Source organism: Providencia manganoxydans (assembly GCF_016618195.1).
Taxonomy (GTDB): Bacteria; Pseudomonadota; Gammaproteobacteria; order Enterobacterales; family Enterobacteriaceae; genus Providencia; species Providencia manganoxydans.
In genome coordinates this window covers 1,058,165-1,076,891 of sequence record NZ_CP067099.1, presented here as the reverse complement: position 1 = coordinate 1,076,891, position 18,727 = coordinate 1,058,165, and the positions used below count along the sequence as shown (strand labels likewise).

The 18,727-nt window shown below is 39.5% G+C and carries 18 protein-coding genes; 6 read left to right on the top strand and 12 right to left on the bottom strand.

The genetic code is table 11. The features are described 5' to 3' along the window. Positions 1 to 12: 12 nt before the first annotated feature. From nqrE to JI723_RS04700, 5 genes are read right to left on the bottom strand one after another with little or no spacing between them, the layout of a single operon-like run. Complete coding sequence (nqrE, locus tag JI723_RS04720; protein ID WP_070926527.1) at positions 13 to 609, bottom strand: NADH:ubiquinone reductase (Na(+)-transporting) subunit E; 597 nt, start codon at positions 607 to 609, stop codon at positions 13 to 15. Positions 610 to 613: 4 nt separating this feature from the next. After that, the gene (locus JI723_RS04715) at positions 614 to 1,243 is read right to left on the bottom strand and encodes an NADH:ubiquinone reductase (Na(+)-transporting) subunit D (RefSeq protein ID WP_070926529.1); all 630 of its coding nucleotides are present in this window, start codon (positions 1,241 to 1,243) and stop codon (positions 614 to 616) included. Next, positions 1,236 to 2,030 carry a Na(+)-translocating NADH-quinone reductase subunit C gene (locus tag JI723_RS04710; protein ID WP_070926531.1) on the bottom strand — a complete coding sequence of 265 codons (795 nt, stop codon included), beginning with the start codon at positions 2,028 to 2,030 and terminating at the stop codon, positions 1,236 to 1,238. Before JI723_RS04710 ends, JI723_RS04715 begins: the two co-directional genes overlap by 8 nt. Beyond that, a complete protein-coding gene (locus JI723_RS04705; protein WP_272580309.1) occupies positions 2,023 to 3,261 on the bottom strand; it encodes an NADH:ubiquinone reductase (Na(+)-transporting) subunit B in 1,239 nt (412 codons plus the stop codon). The genes JI723_RS04710 and JI723_RS04705 overlap by 8 nt, the downstream gene beginning before the upstream one ends. Before the next feature lie 4 nt (positions 3,262 to 3,265). After that, positions 3,266 to 4,609: a Na(+)-translocating NADH-quinone reductase subunit A gene (locus JI723_RS04700; RefSeq protein WP_140182019.1), complete on the bottom strand. Its 1,344-nt coding sequence runs from the start codon at positions 4,607 to 4,609 to the stop codon at positions 3,266 to 3,268. A gap of 415 nt (positions 4,610 to 5,024) precedes the next feature. On the opposite strand from JI723_RS04700, the gene JI723_RS04695 reads away from it, so the two are divergent. Then, positions 5,025 to 5,762, top strand: a complete 738-nt coding sequence (locus tag JI723_RS04695) for a L,D-transpeptidase family protein (protein ID WP_272580310.1) — start codon at positions 5,025 to 5,027, stop codon at positions 5,760 to 5,762. On the opposite strand, the gene JI723_RS04690 is transcribed toward JI723_RS04695, so the two are convergent. Both JI723_RS04690 and lpcA read right to left on the bottom strand, forming a co-directional pair. Continuing rightward, on the bottom strand, positions 5,733 to 6,500 hold the full coding sequence (locus JI723_RS04690; protein ID WP_070926538.1) for a class II glutamine amidotransferase: 768 nt from the start codon (positions 6,498 to 6,500) through the stop codon (positions 5,733 to 5,735). The genes JI723_RS04695 and JI723_RS04690 overlap by 30 nt on opposite strands. A 26-nt stretch (positions 6,501 to 6,526) precedes the next feature. Continuing rightward, positions 6,527 to 7,105 carry a D-sedoheptulose 7-phosphate isomerase gene (lpcA, locus tag JI723_RS04685; protein WP_070926540.1) on the bottom strand — a complete coding sequence of 193 codons (579 nt, stop codon included), beginning with the start codon at positions 7,103 to 7,105 and terminating at the stop codon, positions 6,527 to 6,529. Positions 7,106 to 7,425: 320 nt separating this feature from the next. Here lpcA and fadE point away from each other — a divergent pair, with 320 nt between their 5' ends. Together fadE and JI723_RS04675 are read left to right on the top strand one after the other, a co-directional pair. Beyond that, a complete protein-coding gene (gene fadE / locus JI723_RS04680; protein WP_319066737.1) occupies positions 7,426 to 9,891 on the top strand; it encodes an acyl-CoA dehydrogenase FadE in 2,466 nt (821 codons plus the stop codon). 351 nt (positions 9,892 to 10,242) lie between these two features. Continuing rightward, positions 10,243 to 10,596, top strand: a complete 354-nt coding sequence (locus tag JI723_RS04675) for a ribonuclease G (protein ID WP_070926544.1) — start codon at positions 10,243 to 10,245, stop codon at positions 10,594 to 10,596. 108 nt (positions 10,597 to 10,704) lie between these two features. On the opposite strand, the gene JI723_RS04670 is transcribed toward JI723_RS04675, so the two are convergent. The 3 genes from JI723_RS04670 to lysA all read right to left on the bottom strand — a co-directional run bounded on the left by JI723_RS04670 (position 10,705) and on the right by lysA (position 14,015). After that, a complete protein-coding gene (locus tag JI723_RS04670) occupies positions 10,705 to 10,959 on the bottom strand; it encodes a hypothetical protein (protein WP_337979809.1) in 255 nt (84 codons plus the stop codon). 703 nt (positions 10,960 to 11,662) lie between these two features. Next, entirely contained in the window at positions 11,663 to 12,295 is a 633-nt protein-coding gene (locus JI723_RS04665; RefSeq protein ID WP_337979808.1) for a tetratricopeptide repeat protein, read from the bottom strand. Positions 12,296 to 12,755: 460 nt separating this feature from the next. Beyond that, positions 12,756 to 14,015: a diaminopimelate decarboxylase gene (lysA, locus tag JI723_RS04660; protein ID WP_070926551.1), complete on the bottom strand. Its 1,260-nt coding sequence runs from the start codon at positions 14,013 to 14,015 to the stop codon at positions 12,756 to 12,758. Positions 14,016 to 14,224: 209 nt separating this feature from the next. Between lysA and JI723_RS04655 the strand changes: the two genes are divergently transcribed. Then, positions 14,225 to 15,160, top strand: coding sequence for a LysR family transcriptional regulator (locus JI723_RS04655; RefSeq protein WP_272580314.1), 936 nt, complete (start codon positions 14,225 to 14,227; stop codon positions 15,158 to 15,160). Here the strand turns inward: JI723_RS04655 and JI723_RS04650 are convergent. Continuing rightward, complete coding sequence (locus JI723_RS04650) at positions 15,134 to 16,054, bottom strand: LysR family transcriptional regulator (protein ID WP_272580315.1); 921 nt, start codon at positions 16,052 to 16,054, stop codon at positions 15,134 to 15,136. The genes JI723_RS04655 and JI723_RS04650 overlap by 27 nt on opposite strands. 123 nt (positions 16,055 to 16,177) lie before the next feature. On the opposite strand from JI723_RS04650, the gene JI723_RS04645 reads away from it, so the two are divergent. Next, the gene (locus tag JI723_RS04645) at positions 16,178 to 17,050 is read left to right on the top strand and encodes an MBL fold metallo-hydrolase (RefSeq protein ID WP_319067078.1); all 873 of its coding nucleotides are present in this window, start codon (positions 16,178 to 16,180) and stop codon (positions 17,048 to 17,050) included. Positions 17,051 to 17,104: 54 nt separating this feature from the next. Continuing rightward, positions 17,105 to 17,749: a DsbA family protein gene (locus tag JI723_RS04640; protein ID WP_337979807.1), complete on the top strand. Its 645-nt coding sequence runs from the start codon at positions 17,105 to 17,107 to the stop codon at positions 17,747 to 17,749. Positions 17,750 to 17,751: 2 nt separating this feature from the next. Here the strand turns inward: JI723_RS04640 and JI723_RS04635 are convergent, their stop codons facing one another. Further along, the gene (locus JI723_RS04635) at positions 17,752 to 18,591 is read right to left on the bottom strand and encodes a prepilin peptidase (RefSeq protein ID WP_337979806.1); all 840 of its coding nucleotides are present in this window, start codon (positions 18,589 to 18,591) and stop codon (positions 17,752 to 17,754) included. Between the last annotated feature and the right edge of the window lie 136 nt (positions 18,592 to 18,727).

Here is an 18,727-nt window from a genome sequence, read left to right as displayed (position 1 = left end):
TTCTTCTCGCCCTTATAGCTGAACACCGGAGAAGGACATAAAGCCCAGTGCCATCAAACCAGTGGTGACAAAGGTAATACCTAAGCCTTTCAGACCCCCCGGAACATCGGAATATTTCATCTTTTCACGGATTGATGCTAACAGCACAATCGCTAACATCCAGCCGATACCTGAGCCGAATCCATATACGATAGATTCGCTAAAGTTATAATCACGCTGAGCCATGAAAGAGACGCCACCAAAGATTGCACAGTTAACGGTAATCAACGGCAGGAAGATACCCAATGCGTTATAAAGTGACGGGAAATAACGATCTAAAATCATTTCCAAGATTTGTACTAGAGCAGCGATAACCCCAATGAAGGTAATAAAGTTAAGGAATGATAAATCAACGCCTTCAACTAGTGCACCATCCCGTAATACAAGGTTATAAACTAGGTTATTAGCGGGTACAGAAATACCTAACACAACCGTAACAGCGATACCCAAGCCAAACGCGGTCTTAACATTCTTTGATACAGCCAAAAACGTACACATACCAAGGAAGAATGCCAAAGCCATATTTTCGATAAAAATCGCTTTTACAAATAGGCTAATATAATGTTCCATAGACTTAATCCTTCTCTACCTGAGCTGGTTTTAGAGTACGTAAACCCCAAATCAGCATCCCAATGATAAAGAATGCACTAGGTGCTAACAGGAACAGACCATTAGGCATGTACCAACCACCATTTTGCAGTGATTCCATAACGGTGATACCAAATAACTTACCTGAACCAAACAGTTCACGTAAGAAACCGACTAAGATCAATATCACTCCATATCCCAGTCCGTTACCGATACCATCCATAAAACTTTCAATTGGTGGCGATTTCATCGCATATGCTTCAGCACGTCCCATTACGATACAGTTTGTAATGATGAGGCCAACAAATACCGAAAGCTGTTTCGATATCTCATACGCATAAGCACGCAGTATTTGGTCAACAACGATAACTAAAGATGCAATGATTGCCATCTGTACGATAATTCGCACACTGCTTGGAATATAATTACGAATTAATGAGATAAAAAAGTTAGAAAACGCAGTAACTAAAGTTACCGCAATAGTCATTACGACCGCTGTTTCCAACTTAGTGGTTACTGCTAATGCAGAACACACACCAAGGATTTGTAACGCAATTGGGTTGTTATCGAACAAAGGCCCAAATAGAACGCGTTTTACTTCTTTAGAATCAGCCATTATTCAGCGCTCCTTCACGAACTTTTTTCAGGAACGGACCAAAGCCGTTATCACCTAACCAAAAATCAAACATATGCTGAATGCCATTTGAGGTTAGCGTTGCTCCTGACAAACCATCGATACCATAAGGGCTATCAGTTGAGCCACTACGAACAATTTTTATGGCAGGAACACCTTGCTCGTTAAATAGCTTTTTGCCCGGCCATTGTGCTTTCCATTGCGGATTATCAACTTCACCACCCAGACCTGGAGTTTCACCGTGTGAATAGTAGGTGATACCACGGGAAGTCACGCCATCAATATCAACAGCAACAAAAGCGTACATCACGGACCATAGCCCTGAGCCATAAACAGGTAAAATGACTTGCGATATTTTGCCTGCATCATCTTTGACTAGATAAATCTCAGCACTATTAGCTCGACGACGAATTTTGGCGATATCTTCCGCAGGAGACAATGCAATACTGGTTTCATCACTACGCAATTCGCTATTTAAGTCAAAACGGCTGGTACTGTCAGAAAGCTCATTGGTTTTGAAATTCAAAAGTTTTGGCTCGATTCGCTCGCCATATACTTTCTGAACTTCTTCTGGTGTCATTTTAGGTTTTAATAGACCTGCAACGCTCAAAATATTGCGCTGCGTATCTAGCATAATTTGTTCTTGCTGCTGAGATTTTAGTCCAACAGCAGAACCCGCTACGACGATAGAACAAACTAAACATAGAATGAATACGACTATGAATGTCCTGCCGACGCTATCTTTATTTGTTGTATTTTCACTAGCCACGAGCTTTTCTCCGTTTAATATTTGCTTGAACGACCAGATAGTCAAACAGAGGAGCAAACAGGTTGGCGAACAGAATGGCTAACATCATGCCTTCTGGATACGCAGGGTTTGCAACACGGATCAGCACACACATCACGCCGATTAAGATACCGTAGGCCCACTTACCTTTATCTGTAAATGATGCCGATACCGGATCCGTCGCCATGAAGATCATCCCAAATGCGAAGCCACCTAGTACCATGTGCCAATACCAAGGCATTGCAAATAATGGGTTAGTCTCTGAGCCAATAAAGTTAAACAGATAGGACATGGCTATCATACCTACCATCACACCCGCGACGATGCGCCACGAAGCGATTCGGAAGAACATGATAAATAAACCACCAATGAAGATCATCAGCGTTGAAACCTCACCGATGGAACCTGGCATATTACCTAAAAATGCCTGCATCCAAGTGATTGGCTCACCGGATACGGTATTCATTAGCGCGTGTTCGCCACCCGTAGCCCATTGAGAAAGTGGTGTTGCACCTGAAAAACCATCCGCCGCAGTCCAAACTAAGTCACCCGAGATTTGCGCAGGGTAAGCAAAGAAAAGAAACGCACGACCAGCTAATGCAGGGTTCAGGAAGTTACGACCTGTACCACCGAAAATTTCTTTCGCAATCACAACACCGAATGTGATCCCTAATGCAGCCTGCCACAGAGGAATCGTTGGCGGTACAATAAGCGCGAATAAAATAGATGAAATAAAGAAACCTTCGTTGATTTCATGGCCACGGATCATGGAAAACAACACTTCCCAAAATCCGCCAACTACGAAGACAACAAAGTAGATAGGTAAGAAATACACAGCACCTAGTAGCATTTTACTGCCCCACCCCGCATCAGGGGTTAATGAAGCCCCTAAAAACTGCGCTAGGCGGTAATGCCAATCACCAGCAAGTACTTGCTGTAACTCCGCACCACTATATAAATGGTAAAGTGCAGGGATCGCTTGGTTACCTACGTTGTACATTCCCCAAAACATTGCTGGGAAAACAGCCAACCAAACAAGAATCATCATGCGTTTTAGATCGATAGTATCACGAACGTGAGAACGACCTTTTGTCACAGTTCCCGGAGTATAAAATACTGTAGAGACAGCTTCATACAATGGATAGAATTTTTCTAACTTTCCACCGGGCTCAAAATGATGCTCATTCTTTTCAAATAAATTTTTCAGACCCATGGAATTACCCTTCTAACTCAATCTTGGTCAGTACATCACGAAGTACTGGGCCATATTCATACTTGGCCGGACAGACGTATGTACACAGTCCCAGATCCTCTTCATCCAACTCTAGGCAACCCAGTTCCTGTGATGAATCGGTATCCCCAGCAAGCAGATCACGCAGTAAATGAGTGATCATAATGTCAAGAGGCATCACTCGCTCATAGTTACCAATTGGAACCATTGAACGCTCACCACCATTCATGGTAGTTGTGAAGTTAAAACGTTTATTTTTCAGGAAATGGCCAATCGTGGTACGTGTAATGGTGAATTTATTTACACCGGGCATAATCCAACCAAATAGTTCTTTCTCACGCCCTTCGCGTAATACTGAAACTTGATTATGGAAACGACCGAGGTAATGATGAACATCATCACAGGTCACCCCCCATAATATTGAGCCAGAAATAATTCGGTTTTCACCTTCTTTAAGCTGACCTTTTGTCAACTCATACAAATCTGCACCAAGACATGTTTTCAATAGGCGAGGCTTCTCAACTTGAGGACCTGCCAGTGAAATAACACGCTCAGTATATAGATAGCCTGTCGTAAATAGCTTACCAATCGCAATCACATCTTGATAATTGAGATGCCATACTTTTTTCTTAATGCTTACTGGCTCAAGAAAATGAATATGCGTTCCAACTAAGCCTGCTGGGTGTGGGCCGGCAAACTCACTGTAAGTAATTTGTGCATTGATTTCAGATTTAACCAAAGCCCCTGCGCCATGGCAGACATGGACTTTTCCATCAGTTAAGCGACTTAGAACAGTTAACCCATCATTAAAGGCTTGCTGTTGTAACTGAATAACCACCAAAGGATCAGCTGCGAGCGGATTGGTATCCATTGCTGTCACAAAAATTGCAACTGGCGTAGAGCCAAGCTCTGGTGAACGGCTAAATGGGCGGGTTCTTAACGACGTCCACAAACCTGACTTAACTAAATTCTGCTCGACTTGCTCACGAGATAGACTTGCAAGCTCATCACTCTGATAACTCGCGAAAGTTTCCTGATCATCACCATCGATTTCGATAACAACAGATTGTAGGACGCGACGCTCACCACGATGAATAGCAACAATTTTACCGCAGGCTGGGCTGGTGAATAATACACCGGGGTTCTTTTTATCTTCAAAAAGTACCTGCCCTTTTTTTACGTGCTCACCTTCTTTAACCAGCATCGAAGGACGCATTCCGACATATTCTTCACCTAGCAATGCTACGTGTTGAATTTTCGGGCCGTCTTCTATTACTTGGGCTGGCTCACCTGCAATAGGAAGGTTGAGGCCTTTTTTAATTTTAATCATAAGATCTGCACAAGTTTCTCAGTTAACCCTAAGCTAATAATCCAGCATGGACCATAGCGACTCAGTAAATAAAAACAGCTCAAGTTACATTCATAACTCAAGCAAATAATTCTCTCAATATTGTGACGCTATTCTCTTATTCTGCCGTTCGTAATTTTACCAGTTCCCCCGACCTATGTCCGGTTATTCAAGTGACTTAGCTCAAGCAAATAACAATAAATTTTCAATTTTGTTGACAATAAATCGGAATAATCGAGCTATTAACTCATATTTATCGAAAGCTGACTATTTTTCATGCAATACCAGTACATCACTAAACTATTCACTCGCTATATCAAATAACTACCCGCTCATCTAAAATACCGTTAGAATGTCTTTTTTTTAGGCAAAACTCTTAATTTCATTTGGTTTAAGTATGAACAAAAACATCCTTATCTGTGTTGGATTTTCGTTATTATTCTTACAATCAGCTGCCGCTGAAACGAATAACCCTTCATTTTTGCTTAATATGAAGACGAATAGTTCCTCAAACTCAGCAATTTATATTCAGATTTTTAAGCAAGAAGGTGTTTTAGAACTCTATCAAAAATTGCCAAATGGAAAGTTTAACCTGTCCAAAACTTATCCTATTTGTAAATTTTCAGGTGGCCTTGGCCCTAAAAAAGTTGAGGGAGATCTAAAAAGCCCAGAAGGATTTTATCAAATAACCGCTAACCAACTGAATCCAAACAGTCGGTATTACCGATCTATTAATTTAGGATTTCCTAATGAGTATGATCGTGCTCAAGGTTATCAAGGCAATTACTTGATGATCCATGGTGACTGCGTTTCTGTCGGCTGTTATGCAATGACAGATAAATATATGAGTGAGATCTACCAAGCAGTGGAAGTCGCCTTTAGAAATGGGCAAAGTACTATAGATGTCAGTATTTACCCATTTAAAATGACAAAAGAAAATATGTTATTGCATAGAAACTCAAGCCATTATGCCTTCTGGCAGCAATTAAAACCTGCATATGATTACTTTCAAGATACAGGCAAGCCTGCACAAATCTCTGTTACATCAGGGAAATATGCGGTCAATAGCTTGCCAGAAACTTCGGATAAGTTGTTGCGACTCAGATCACAATATGCGTTGGCCGAGATGAAATAGCACAAAACTGCCTGGTGCTATCTTTTGCCAGCTCTCATTGCCAGTGAGTGGCTGTGTGGCAATAACAGAAACAATATCGGTTGGTGTCGTACAGCTTTGAAAATCAATTTCAACATCTTGATCGAGCAATTTTGCTTTACCAAAAGGCGCTTTACGGGTGATCCAATATAGATTGGTTGAGCAAAAAGCCATGACGTAGCGCCCATCAGATAACAACATATTAAACACGCCTTTAGCCCGTAATTGCTCAGCAAGTTGGCCAATAAAACGGAATACAGCCGGCCAATTCGCAGGCTTCTTTGGATATTTAGCAGCAAGCTGACTTAAGATCCAACAAAAAGCTTTTTCACTATCAGTTTCACCAATTGGTCGATAATAGCCAGTCTCCAACGAGCGATAACCTTTCAGTTGCCCATTATGTGCATACGTCCAATTACGCCCCCAAAGTTCGCGAGTAAATGGATGAGTATTGGCTAAGGTCACATCCCCTCGGTTAGCTTGCCGTATATGAGCAATAACCGTTTCCGATTTGATTGGATACTCCTGCACAAAACGCGCAACAGGAGATAAAAAGCTGGGCTGAGGATCTTTAAAAGTGCGACAACCTAACCCCTCATAAAACGTGATCCCCCAACCATCTTTATGAGGGCCAGTTTGACCGCCACGTGAGATCAAACCACTGAGGCTAAAATTTATATCCGTCGGCACGTTAGCACTCATGCCAAGTAACTCGCACATCTCAAGACCCTCTATCATTCAGAGAATTACTTAACCATCTCTTTTTCAATTAGCTGGATCAGGATATGGATCACTTTAATGTGAATTTCCTGAATACGATCAGCGTAACCAAAATGTGGCACACGAATTTCAATATCTGCCGTGCCCGCCATTTTACCGCCATCTTTGCCGGTCAATGTGATCACTTTCATGCCTTTTTCACGAGCAGCGCTGATAGCTTTAATAATATTGCCTGAATTACCTGAAGTCGAAATGCCAAGCAATACATCGCCTTCTTTCCCAACAGCTTCAATAAAACGAGAGAAGACAAATTCATAACCAAAATCGTTGCTCACACAAGAAAGGTGGCTGACATCTGAAATCGCGATAGCAGGGTAACCTGGACGGTTTTCACGGTAACGCCCTGTGAGTTCTTCAGCAAAGTGCATAGCATCACAATGGGAACCACCATTACCACATGACAGTACTTTTCCTCCAGCCTTAAAAGAGTCAGCCAGTAACACTGCCGCTTGCTCAATTGCCTTAATATTTGCTTCGTCGTTTAGGAATTGCGCCAACGTATCGGCTGCTTCTGAAAGTTCACCACGGATCAGGTCTTGATACATGAGATAACCCCTTAGATTGAATAATTTAGAGTAATAACCATTACCCTTTAACTATTCAGATTGTTACACAGGGTTAATTTTCTTTCTACACCTGATTCAGTGCAAATTTAGGCATTTAAGGCTAATCAGTGCTTTTTCGATACTTAAGTTATTACAGATCCCCCATAAATCCATTTTTGAAATTATCACAAGGAGGTATTTGACGATTTTGTGAGCCAAGTTGTAATTAAGATGTAAATTTGTTGCTAATTGTTTATTAATGGATATAGATTAAAGGAAACAACAGGTCAGACCTCTTACAAGTAGACAGGAGTTTCCCTATGACCCTACTCAGCGTTATTCTCTTTCTCGCATTAATCGGTGTTCTTTGTTATCACAAAACATCATTGGTTCTAAGTACCGTTCTGTTACTTGCCTATACCGCAGTAATGGGGCTATTAAGTGTTTGGAGCTACTGGATGTTACTGCCTGTCGCACTGGTGCTATTCCCCTTTGTTTTTACACCAGTTCGTCAATCATTATTCTCTGCTCGCGCACTAAAAATGTTCCAAAAAGTTATGCCACCTATGTCTAGCACAGAAAAAGAAGCTATCGACGCAGGAACAACATGGTGGGAAGGTGATCTTTTCCGTGGGGCACCTGATTGGAACAAACTACATAATTATCCAAAACCGCAATTGACCGCTGAAGAGCAAGCTTTTATTGATGGTCCTGTTGAAACTGTTTGCGGAATGGTTAATGACTTTGAAGTTAGCCATGAGCTGGCGGATCTTACCCCTGAAGTGTGGCAGTACTTACGTGATCATCGCTTCTTTGCCATGATCATTAAAAAAGAGTACGGCGGCCTTGAATTTTCTGCTTATGCGCAATCACAAGTGCTACAAAAACTGGCTGGCGTATCAGGTATTCTAGCGATTACTGTTGGGGTGCCTAATTCTCTAGGTCCCGGTGAATTATTGCAACATTACGGTACTGATGAGCAGAAAAAACGTTATTTACCTGGTTTAGCGACCGGTGAAGAAATCCCTTGTTTCGCACTCACAAGTCCAGAGGCGGGCTCTGATGCAGGTGCTATCCCTGATACAGGCGTCGTTTGTATGGGTGAATGGCAAGGTGAGCAAGTTTTAGGTATGCGTTTAAACTGGAACAAACGCTATATCACCCTAGCACCTATTGCTACGGTTCTTGGGCTGGCATTTAAATTATCTGACCCTGATCGTTTATTGGGTGGTGAAAAGCACCTAGGTATTACCTGTGCATTAATCCCGACTAACACCCCAGGGGTGGAAATTGGTCACCGCCACTTCCCACTTAATATTCCATTTATGAACGGGCCAACTCGTGGACAAGATATTTTCGTACCTATCGATTATATCATTGGCGGTCCAAAAATGGCTGGTCAAGGCTGGCGCATGCTTGTTGAGTGTTTATCTGTTGGCCGTGGTATTACCTTGCCATCAAACTCAACCGGTAGTTTGAAAAGTATTGCTATGGCAACAGGTGCCTATGCGTATATCCGTCGCCAATTTAAATTATCAATTGGTAAGATGGAAGGTATTGAAGAACCATTAGCTCGTATCGCAGGTAATGCTTACTTAATGGATGCAGCGGCAACCTTAATTACCTCTGGTATTATGTTAGGTGAAAAGCCTGCTGTTCTATCCGCAATTGTAAAATATCACTGTACCCATCGAGGTCAACGCTCTGTGATTGATGCCATGGATATCACTGGCGGTAAAGGTATCTGCCTTGGCCCATCCAACTTTGTTGGCCGCTCTTATCAAGGCGCACCTATTGCAATCACCGTTGAAGGGGCAAATATTTTAACCCGTAGTATGATCATCTTTGGTCAAGGGGCTATTCGTTGCCATCCATATGTACTTGAAGAAATGGCAGCAGCGCAAGAGAACAACCTGCATAAATTTGATAAAGCGGTATTTGGTCATATTGGCCACGTATTTAGCAATAAATGTCGTAGCTTCTGGTTAGGCCTAACGAATGGCCGTGGTAGTCATGCACCAACCAAAGATGAAACACGCCGTTATTATCAAATGTTGAATCGTCAAAGTGCTAACCTAGCCTTACTAGCTGACGTTTCCATGGCTGTGTTAGGTGGTAGTTTAAAACGTCGTGAGCGCATCTCTGCACGCTTAGGCGATATTCTTAGTCATCTTTATTTAGCTACCGCGACACTAAAACGCTATGAAGATGAAGGACGTCAGAAAGCCGACTTACCGTTAGTTAAATGGGCTGTCGAAGATTGTTTATACCAATCTGAAAAAGCCATTGATGATTTACTGAAAAACTTCCCAAATAGGTTTGTTGCTGGTGTTATGCGTTTTACGCTCTTCCCTACTGGTCGTGCAATGTCCGCGCCATCAGATCGCCTTGATCATAAACTCGCACAGTTAATGATGGAGCCATCTGAAACTCGCGATAGGATCGGTCGTGGTCAGTATCTAACACCAACTGAACATAACCCACATGGTTTGGTTAATCAGGCCCTGTATGACATCATCGCCGCAGAACCAATTTTTGAAAGGATTTGTCGCTTGAAAGAACGTAAATTTAGCTTCACTCGCTTAGATGAATTGGCAGAGAAAATGTTACCTGAAAATATCATCACACAAGAAGAAGCGGATATTCTACGCAAAGCTGAGGCTAGCCGTCTTCGCACCATCAATGTTGATGAGTTTGATTTCGAAGCATTGGGAACAGCTAGTACAAAAAAGCCTCAAACTGAAAGCGAACACGAAAAGCAATCTAAAAAGAAACAAGCTGCTTAATTAATTCGAATTGGCAAACAGGCACAAATGAAAATAGGCGGGAAACATAGATAAACGATGTAACCTGCCTAACTAAATGTAGCCCCTCTCAGATTTGAAGCATAGCAAGTATATTTAATGATATAAAAACTAGCCTTTTATATTGGGCTAGTTTTTATTTTTTTAATTAAACTTCACTAACATTATCATTATTCGACTTAAACATCTCTAATAAAGAGTAATTACATCTTTAGTAACATTATTACTATATAAATAAATTTAACTTAAACAATTCTTATATTAATATCTCCCGCTATTTTCACTGTAGCGAGTGAAATCAATAACTCTCAAGTTTATTAATGGAGATATCATATGTCTTATTCAAGTAAGGAAGTACCACAAGGGGTCAAGCGTTGGAACTGGGGCGCGTTTATGTTTAATATCATCTGGGGATTTGGAAATAAATCTTATTTACCGTTATTGATGCTAATACCAGTATTTAATCTAATATGGATGTTCGTTTGTGGATTCAAAGGTAATGAATGGGCTTGGAAGAATGGTGACTATGATTCAGAAGAAACCTTCATGAAAGTACAAGAAACATGGAATAGAGCTGGATTAATCTATTTTATTATTAGCGTTGTATTTTCTGTCGTATTTTTCTTATTCTTTTTCTCGACAATGATGGCAATGTTAGCGGGTATTGCATCACAAGGTCAATATTAAAAGTAAGTTGTAACTGCTATAATTTGTAATTAATATTAAATTATCATAGTGATTTTAAAATATCATAAACAAGCTTAAAATCACTATGACGACCACAGTTCTAATGTTTTATTTTAATTGATGTAAATAATTCATTCTATTAACAACACTCAACCAATCTTTTTGATACAGTAAACATTGAAAGCAATCCTCCTTTGCCCCCATATCAATATAGAACTTAGCTTTACTCACCCTATTATCAATATGACCTTTGTTATACAAATAGATATCCACTAGAGATACAATAGCATCCCCCCTATATCTTCCATTCAAATCAATAATTTTCTGATAATAGCGAATGCTATTTTCTAAATTAACATCCATACCGATACCAACTTTATTTAGAATAGCTAAATGATATAACGCAGGTTCAAAATCAGGTTGTAATTCAATGCTGTTATTTAAATAATTAATAGCTAATAAACAATTTTCATTGGGAACACGTTTTTTTTACAGAACAATTCGAGTCATCAAAATAGATAAGATATAAGAGATAATGACTATACACATCACCTTTCCTAGCTTTATCTTTCAATTGATTAAAATTTTGAATTGTTCTAGGTTCTTTAACCGATATATTGAGATCACTTTGATATATGATTTCCTTTTTAGGTAATTTATAGTCAAGCATTCTATAAGAAGGGCGCTCCTTATAGGTTTCTTGGCAGCCCATACAACCACTTATAAAAAAACAAAAATAATGTAAAAATATCTAAGCAAACTAGAACCTATTAAATATTGTGAGGTAAAAAATATTAAAAAAGAATGAAGCAGCGGTAATCATATTTTAAATATTTAATTCACCCTCATCTGTGTTTTCCTTCTAATGCAGTAAGGTGTGTAATTATTAGATGATATCTACTCGTTATACTGTAAGTTGCAGAGGTGTTAACTGCATCTAGCTAACCAAGTCACATAGTTTACCTATGCTCCGCTGCTACTTTAGCTTGTCGCTTATCTGCTCCTAAAATTATTTAGAGTATATTTATTTCCATTTCAAATCCTTTTATTAATATTTAATCTATTATTAATCTAGTTTTTTAAAGCTACCGTAATGCCTAGTACAAAATTGACTTCCATTTTTCATGCCAATTTCAGCATAATGTTGAGCTTGTTTTAAATCGACACCTTCGCCATCATCATTACTGATATGAAGATAAATCAAATACTCACATGCTAATTCACTACCTTTTTCCCCCTTATTCATTACCTTATCTAAATAATAAACTGCTTTTTGACGATTTTTTTTGAACCCAATACCTTCAGCATACATTTTACCAAGTTCAAACAGTGCTAAATCATACTCAGGATTTTGCTCAAGTGATTTCTTAAGGTATTCAACAGCAAGTAGACAATTCTGGTTCGGTTTAGTATCTAATATAATAATACTACTACAATTAGAATCATTATAATGTAGCATAGACATTAAGAAACTACTTTCCGCATCGCCATTTTCAGATTTAAATTTTACATTTAAAAAATCATTTAAATTTCTAGACTCTGGATTTTTATCTTTTATAGAATTATCAAATTTAATATAATTAGATGGATAATTATAATTTAACATTCTATATGAAGGGATGATTTCCTCTCGCTCTTTATTAAGAATACAACATCCTGATAGAAATAACACAAACAAAACAATTGTGAATATTTTCAATCAATACCTCATCAATTAAGAAATAAATTATAAACAATTAAAAAACGTGATAAAACTTAATTATAAAATAAATTAAATCAGTAATAACAGTATATATAAACTAAAAATTAGACTTAAATCATTACCAGAAAGCTAACACAAAAAAATTATCTCATTAAACTATAAGATAAAAAATAACTAATTAAGGTTATTTTTTATTTATCTGATAAAAAACAGATAACATAAAATTATTTATACTTAAAATAAACTAAGGTGTGGCTAGACGATAAATGAAGATGGAGCGGGTAGAGTATACATAAACTATCAACACACTGAAATTTGGAGAATTTCGGGTATATATTGAAAACAAAAGATACTACCAATATGACAATATCTCCCCTTGTCATGCTTCAAGATGCAGGAGGTTGACTACGCCTACCTGCATCTCAAATTATTTACAGTATATATTTATAGACAAGAATTAAAGTTCTAGCGCCAATAACTCTTCGATGGTTTGGCGACGACGGATCAGTTTTGGCTCACCATTAATCAGTAGTACTTCAGGTAATAATGGACGGCTGTTGTAGTTTGATGACATGGAAGCACCGTATGCACCTGTATCATGGAACACTAAATAATCGCCAATCTGCACCTCTGGTAATAAGCGAGTTTCCACCATACCGCCTTCTTGCTGCGTAAACACATCACCTGATTCACATAATGGCCCAGCAATGATACTTTCTGTTTGTGCGCTATTTTCGAGTGATCGTCCATCGGCAGGGAGTACAGAAATATGATGATAGCTGCCATACATTGCTGGACGCATTAAATCATTAAAACCACTATCCACTAGCACATAATGACGGCTACCCATATGTTTAACTGCTCTAACTTCGGCGATTAACACACCAGACTCCGCAACTAAATAACGTCCCGGTTCTATTTCCAGTTCAACATTATGCCCCAAATGTTGTTCGATACGCTGACGAGCACTATTCCATAGGCTGTAATAATGTTGAATATCAATAATTTCATCTTGCTCACGGTACGGTGTTGATAGCCCACCACCAGCCGAAATCGCCTGTATATCAACACCTGACGAAATGACTTGCTCGACCATTGCATCACAGACATTGGCTAGATGTTGGTAATCTACCCCAGAGCCAATGTGCATATGCAATCCGACTAACGATAAGTCATATCGACGAATTTGTTCGAGTGCCTCTGGTAAGTCTTGATACCAGATACCATGCTTGCTGTTTTCACCACCTGTATTGGTTTTTTGTGAGTGACCGTGACCAAAGCCTGGGTTAATACGTAACCAAATTGGATGTCCTTGTTTTTGTTCACCAATTTGACTCAACATATCGATTGAGCCTGCATTTACAGGAATATCTAGCTCTGTAACACGTGCTAGTGTCGCTCTATCAAGTACATCAGCCGTAAATACTATTTCTGATTTTTCACGACCCGCCTGAAAACCAGCGACTAAAGCACGCTCAATTTCGCCTAGTGAAACAGAATCGACTTTGACACCATGTTCACGCATCAAACGTAAAATATGGATATTAGAGCAGGCTTTTTGTGCAAAACGCACCGTGTCGAATACTTTGAGCTGTTGTATACGCTCAATAATAACGGCGCTGTCATACACCCATAATGGCGTCCCAAACTGCTCAGGCAGAGCACGTAGATTTTCAGGTGTTAAATATTGGCTTGTGGTGGTTGCAAATGATGTCATTGTATACCCGAAATCCTTCAAGTTTCAGTATTGTTGATAGTTTATCTATGCTCCCCGTCTATCTTCGTTTGTCGCCTAACGGCAACTCGCATCACTTGGAGTATAGATCCTCTAACCATTTTTATTATACCTTCTATTATTCAGAGAATAGTCGGGAAAAAAAATATCCATTTTGTTAGAATCTATTCACTTTTGATATAGGATTGGCGATGAACACATTTTCTTGGCGGCATATTGAAATTTTTCGGGCAGTAATGACCACGCCAAATTTAACTGAAGCGGCACTCTTACTGAACACCTCTCAGCCAACAATCAGCCGTGAGCTGGCTCGGCTTGAACACCTATTACAGTTTAAATTGTTTGATCGTATTAAAGGTCGTTTAAAACCAACCACTCAGGGGCTACGTTTTTTTGAAGAAGTGGAGCGTTCATATTATGGATTAGAACGTATAAAAAACTCGGCGCAGACGATCCGCCGCTTTGATAACGCTCAACTCTCTGTCATTTGTTTACCGGCTTTCGCACAATCATTATTGCCGCATGTTTGCCAAAAATTTATGGCTGACTACCCTGAAGTGAGTTTAACGGTTATCCCGCAGGAATCTCCCATTTTAGAAGAGTGGTTATCGGCTCAGCGCTATGATTTTGGATTAACCGAGCATTTGCAAACCCCACCCGGTACTGAGCAACTGACATTAGGCTCACTGAATGAAGTTTGTGTCTTACCAAGCGGCCATCCTCTTGAAAATAAGGCAATACTGACACCAGCTGATTTTCAGCAGCAAAGTTTTATCAGCCTCTCACTAACTGATAGCTATCGACAAGTCATTGATGCCATTTTTTCTCAACAGCAAATAGACAGAAAAATGGTGATGGAAACCCATTCAGCATCATCGATTTGTGCGATGGCACTAAAAGGCATTGGTATTTCAATCGTCAATCCAATTACTGCGTTAGATTTTCATCAGCAATCATCTGGTAAGCTTATTATTCGACCGCTTAGCTTTGCGATCCCATTTACCGTAAGCCTAATAAAACCCATTCATCGCCCATCCTCAGAGTTATCAGATGTTTTCACTCGCTATTTACAAGATATATTTGCACAAACAGAGCGGGATTTAAGTGTGGCGCTGTTGGAGCATTGATAACCAATATTCCGAGGTTGCAAACCAATTACCAAGAAAATCTAATACCGCCCTTAATGTTGTAGGCATATTTTGCCGACTGGTATAAACCGCATAAATCCCAAGTGGCTGCGGTGTATAATCTGGTAGTAATTGGATAAGCTCTCCCGATTCAAGGTATTTTTTTACCGATAAATAGGGCTGCATTGCAATACCGGCTCCATTTAATGCGGCTTGAGATAAAAAGACAGACTCATCAGCGCTTAATCGCCCCCCCACTAACACAGAAAAAGGCTCACCGTTCTTTTCAAATCGCCATAAACTGCGGCCGAAGAAGTTATAAGTTAAACATTCCATAGGGGCTAAATCTTCAGGTTTAACCGGTATTTTTTTATCTTTTAAAAAAGAAGGTGCGGCACAAATCACCGAATGGCAAGTTGATAATGGTTTTGCAATTAAACTCGGCTCTAATTGGTTAGTAATACGGATTGCAAGATCTATCCGTTCTTCAACTAAGTTTACCGCTTTGTTGGTAATGCTCAGATCAATCGCCATATTAGGATACTGGTTAAGAAACTCTGTCATTGCGACGGAAAGGACTTGACTAGCAATTGACTGTGCGCAACTAATGCGCACCAAACCTGTTAGTTCATTAGCATCATGTTTTTGTTGTACAGGCAATGTTAGAGACAATGCATTCAATTTAAGTGCTTGCTGATAAACGCTTTCTCCAGCCGAAGTTAAACTCAATCGTCTGGTTGTGCGGTTCAGCAAGCGTACCCCCACCCATTGTTCCATTTCAAAAAGATAACGCGTTACCATCGCACGCGACATATCCAATTTATCCGCCGCAGCACTCATACTGCCCTGCTCTACAATACTAATAAAAACTTGAACTGCCGTTAGCCTATCCATCTATTTGACCGATTTATGCAACAAACATTTGCTCATTATGGCGTTTTTCTCATCATTATTGCAATTTAATATACACCTATTCCAGACAGATGAGACAAACTAACCAACAATTGGAAATAAATGATGAAACTACACACAGCAGTTGCCGCCTCAATTCTATTGATGAGTACCTCATTAGCTCAGGCCGCCGATCTAAAGCTCGATGTTTATAACCCAAGAAATAACAGTGTATTCCCTGTTTCTTCTGAAATTATTAGCGGTGATAAGGAAGTTGTTTTAATCGATGCTCAATTTCAAAAAAATGATGCTCAAGCTCTGGTTAATAAAATCAAAGCATTAAATAAAACATTAACAACTATTTATATCAGTCATTCAGATCCTGATTATTACTTTGGATTAGATACCATCACCAAAGCATTTCCAGATGCAAAAGTGGTCGCAACAAAAGAAACTGTCGAAGCCATTAAAGCATCGAAAGATGGTAAGTTGGCGTATTGGGGTGAAGTACTTAAAGAGCAAGCTCCGACAGCACTAGTCGTTCCGGATGTGATACAAGGTAATAGTTTTACTGTTGATGGTGAAACCTTGCTTATTAAAGGGAGTGATGGCCCAGCCCCTGATCGCACCTATGTGTGGGTTCCGTCACTTAAAGCTGTCGTTGGCGGTGTTGTCGTTTCAGATAATATCCACATTTGGATTGCTGATACCCAAACCAAACTATCTCGTCAACATTGGCAACAAACATTAGAAGGCATTCAAGCGCTAAAACCTGAAATCGTTGTTCCCGGTCATTTCACGGGGAATTCAAAAATGGATTTAGGTACAGTTACTTTTACTCAGCAATATTTGAATACATTTGAATCGATGGCAGAACAGAGTAAAGATGCCAAAATGCTAACCAGTAAAATGGAAGAGGCTTACCCTAACCTTGATGACAAATCGAGCCTAGAATTGAGTGCCAAAGTTATCAAAGGCGAAATGCAGTGGCCACAATAAAATAATCATGGTTGGCCGACTTAGCTCGGCCACGACATTAATAGAGGATAAACCGTGAGTAAAATAACCCTACATTATATTTATGATCCGCTTTGTGGCTGGTGCTATGGGGCATCACCACTCATTGAAATTGCGAATGCTCATCCTAATATTGCTTTAGAACTTCATGGCGGAGGAATGCTTGCAGGTGCATCCCGTTTACATATGGATAATCAGTTTCGTGAACATATTAAACAATCGGATAAACGCATTGCCGCTATGACGGGACAAGTGTTTGGTAAGCAATACCTAAACATGTTGGATGAGCCAGATCTGGTACTTGATTCTGCACCACCATTGCAAGCTATCCTTGCAGCAGCTCAGCAACACAAAGCACTAACTATGCTAAAAGCGGTTCAACATGCTCATTATGTTTCAGGCCGACATATTAGCGAACCCAATACTCTATTAGAAATCGCACATGAAATAGATTTGGATATTGAGCAATATCAGCGCGATTACCTACTACAAGGTGGCGATAATCTAGAACAGCATATTCACTATAGTCGCCAATTACTTGCACAGTCAGGCTCTTCAGGCTTCCCAACATTATTAATCCAGCAACAGGGCAAATGGTTGCGCGTGCCATTACAAAACTATTTAAGCGATGTAGAACAATGGCAGCAGTTTTTAGATTCAATAGTTGCAACCAGCCATTAAATTTAACCCATTATTTTTATAATAAATGGATTGAGTGAAGGTGCAAACAACCAATAACTGGCACTGAGTGTAATCGCAGGCCCAAATGGAATCGCATGAAGCACGTTGTTGTGCTTTTTAATGTGATAAGCAATGCAATAATGTATTGTACCAAACACAGCAGCTAAGGCTAAAAAATAGGGTAAATCCACCAGACCTATCCATGCAGCACCAGCAGCTATCAGCTTTAAATCCCCCCGCCCCATTTGTGGGCGTTGGCGGATTTTTTCCATGATCATAGTGATTAGCATTATGGAAAGATAACTAATCACAACCGCATATACAGCAGAAACCACATTGCCTTGTGTTATACAACTTTGATATACCAAACCAGCCCACAATAATGGATAAACAAGTATATCAGGGAGATAACCCGTTTTAAGGTCAATGATAAATAGGCAAACCATGATGTTTAAAAAGAAAGTGAATAAGGCAATAATTATTAACTCATTATTTAATAACGTATTAATAAATATTAAAGGAAGGTATAACAGTACTAACCATATAGTCTTAATGTTAATTCGTTCTTTATGAAAATATTTAACTGGAATATATTGTAACCACCACTGCGTGTTCTTTGCGGATAAAAATATAAGAATGATCATCAATAACAGTCGGTCATAACAACTATTTTCGAACAATCCAAAAAAACATTTTCCGTTAATATTTTCAAGACAAAAATTACCTCGACACAATGTTAAAGCTGAAAGAGTAGAAGAGATAATGCCATCAGTATAATGAAAAGGTAAAAGAGAGAGATTATTGGTAATTTTGTGATAAATCCGCTCGACAGAAAATAGCATTAGAGTCTTCCTTACCCATTCCTTTAGTGCCGCTATACTCTAAATAATTCAAGGTGCAGGTAGGCGACAAGCGAAGGTAGGCGAGAAGCAGAGATAAACTATGTGACTCGACTAACTGAGCGTAATCAACAACCCT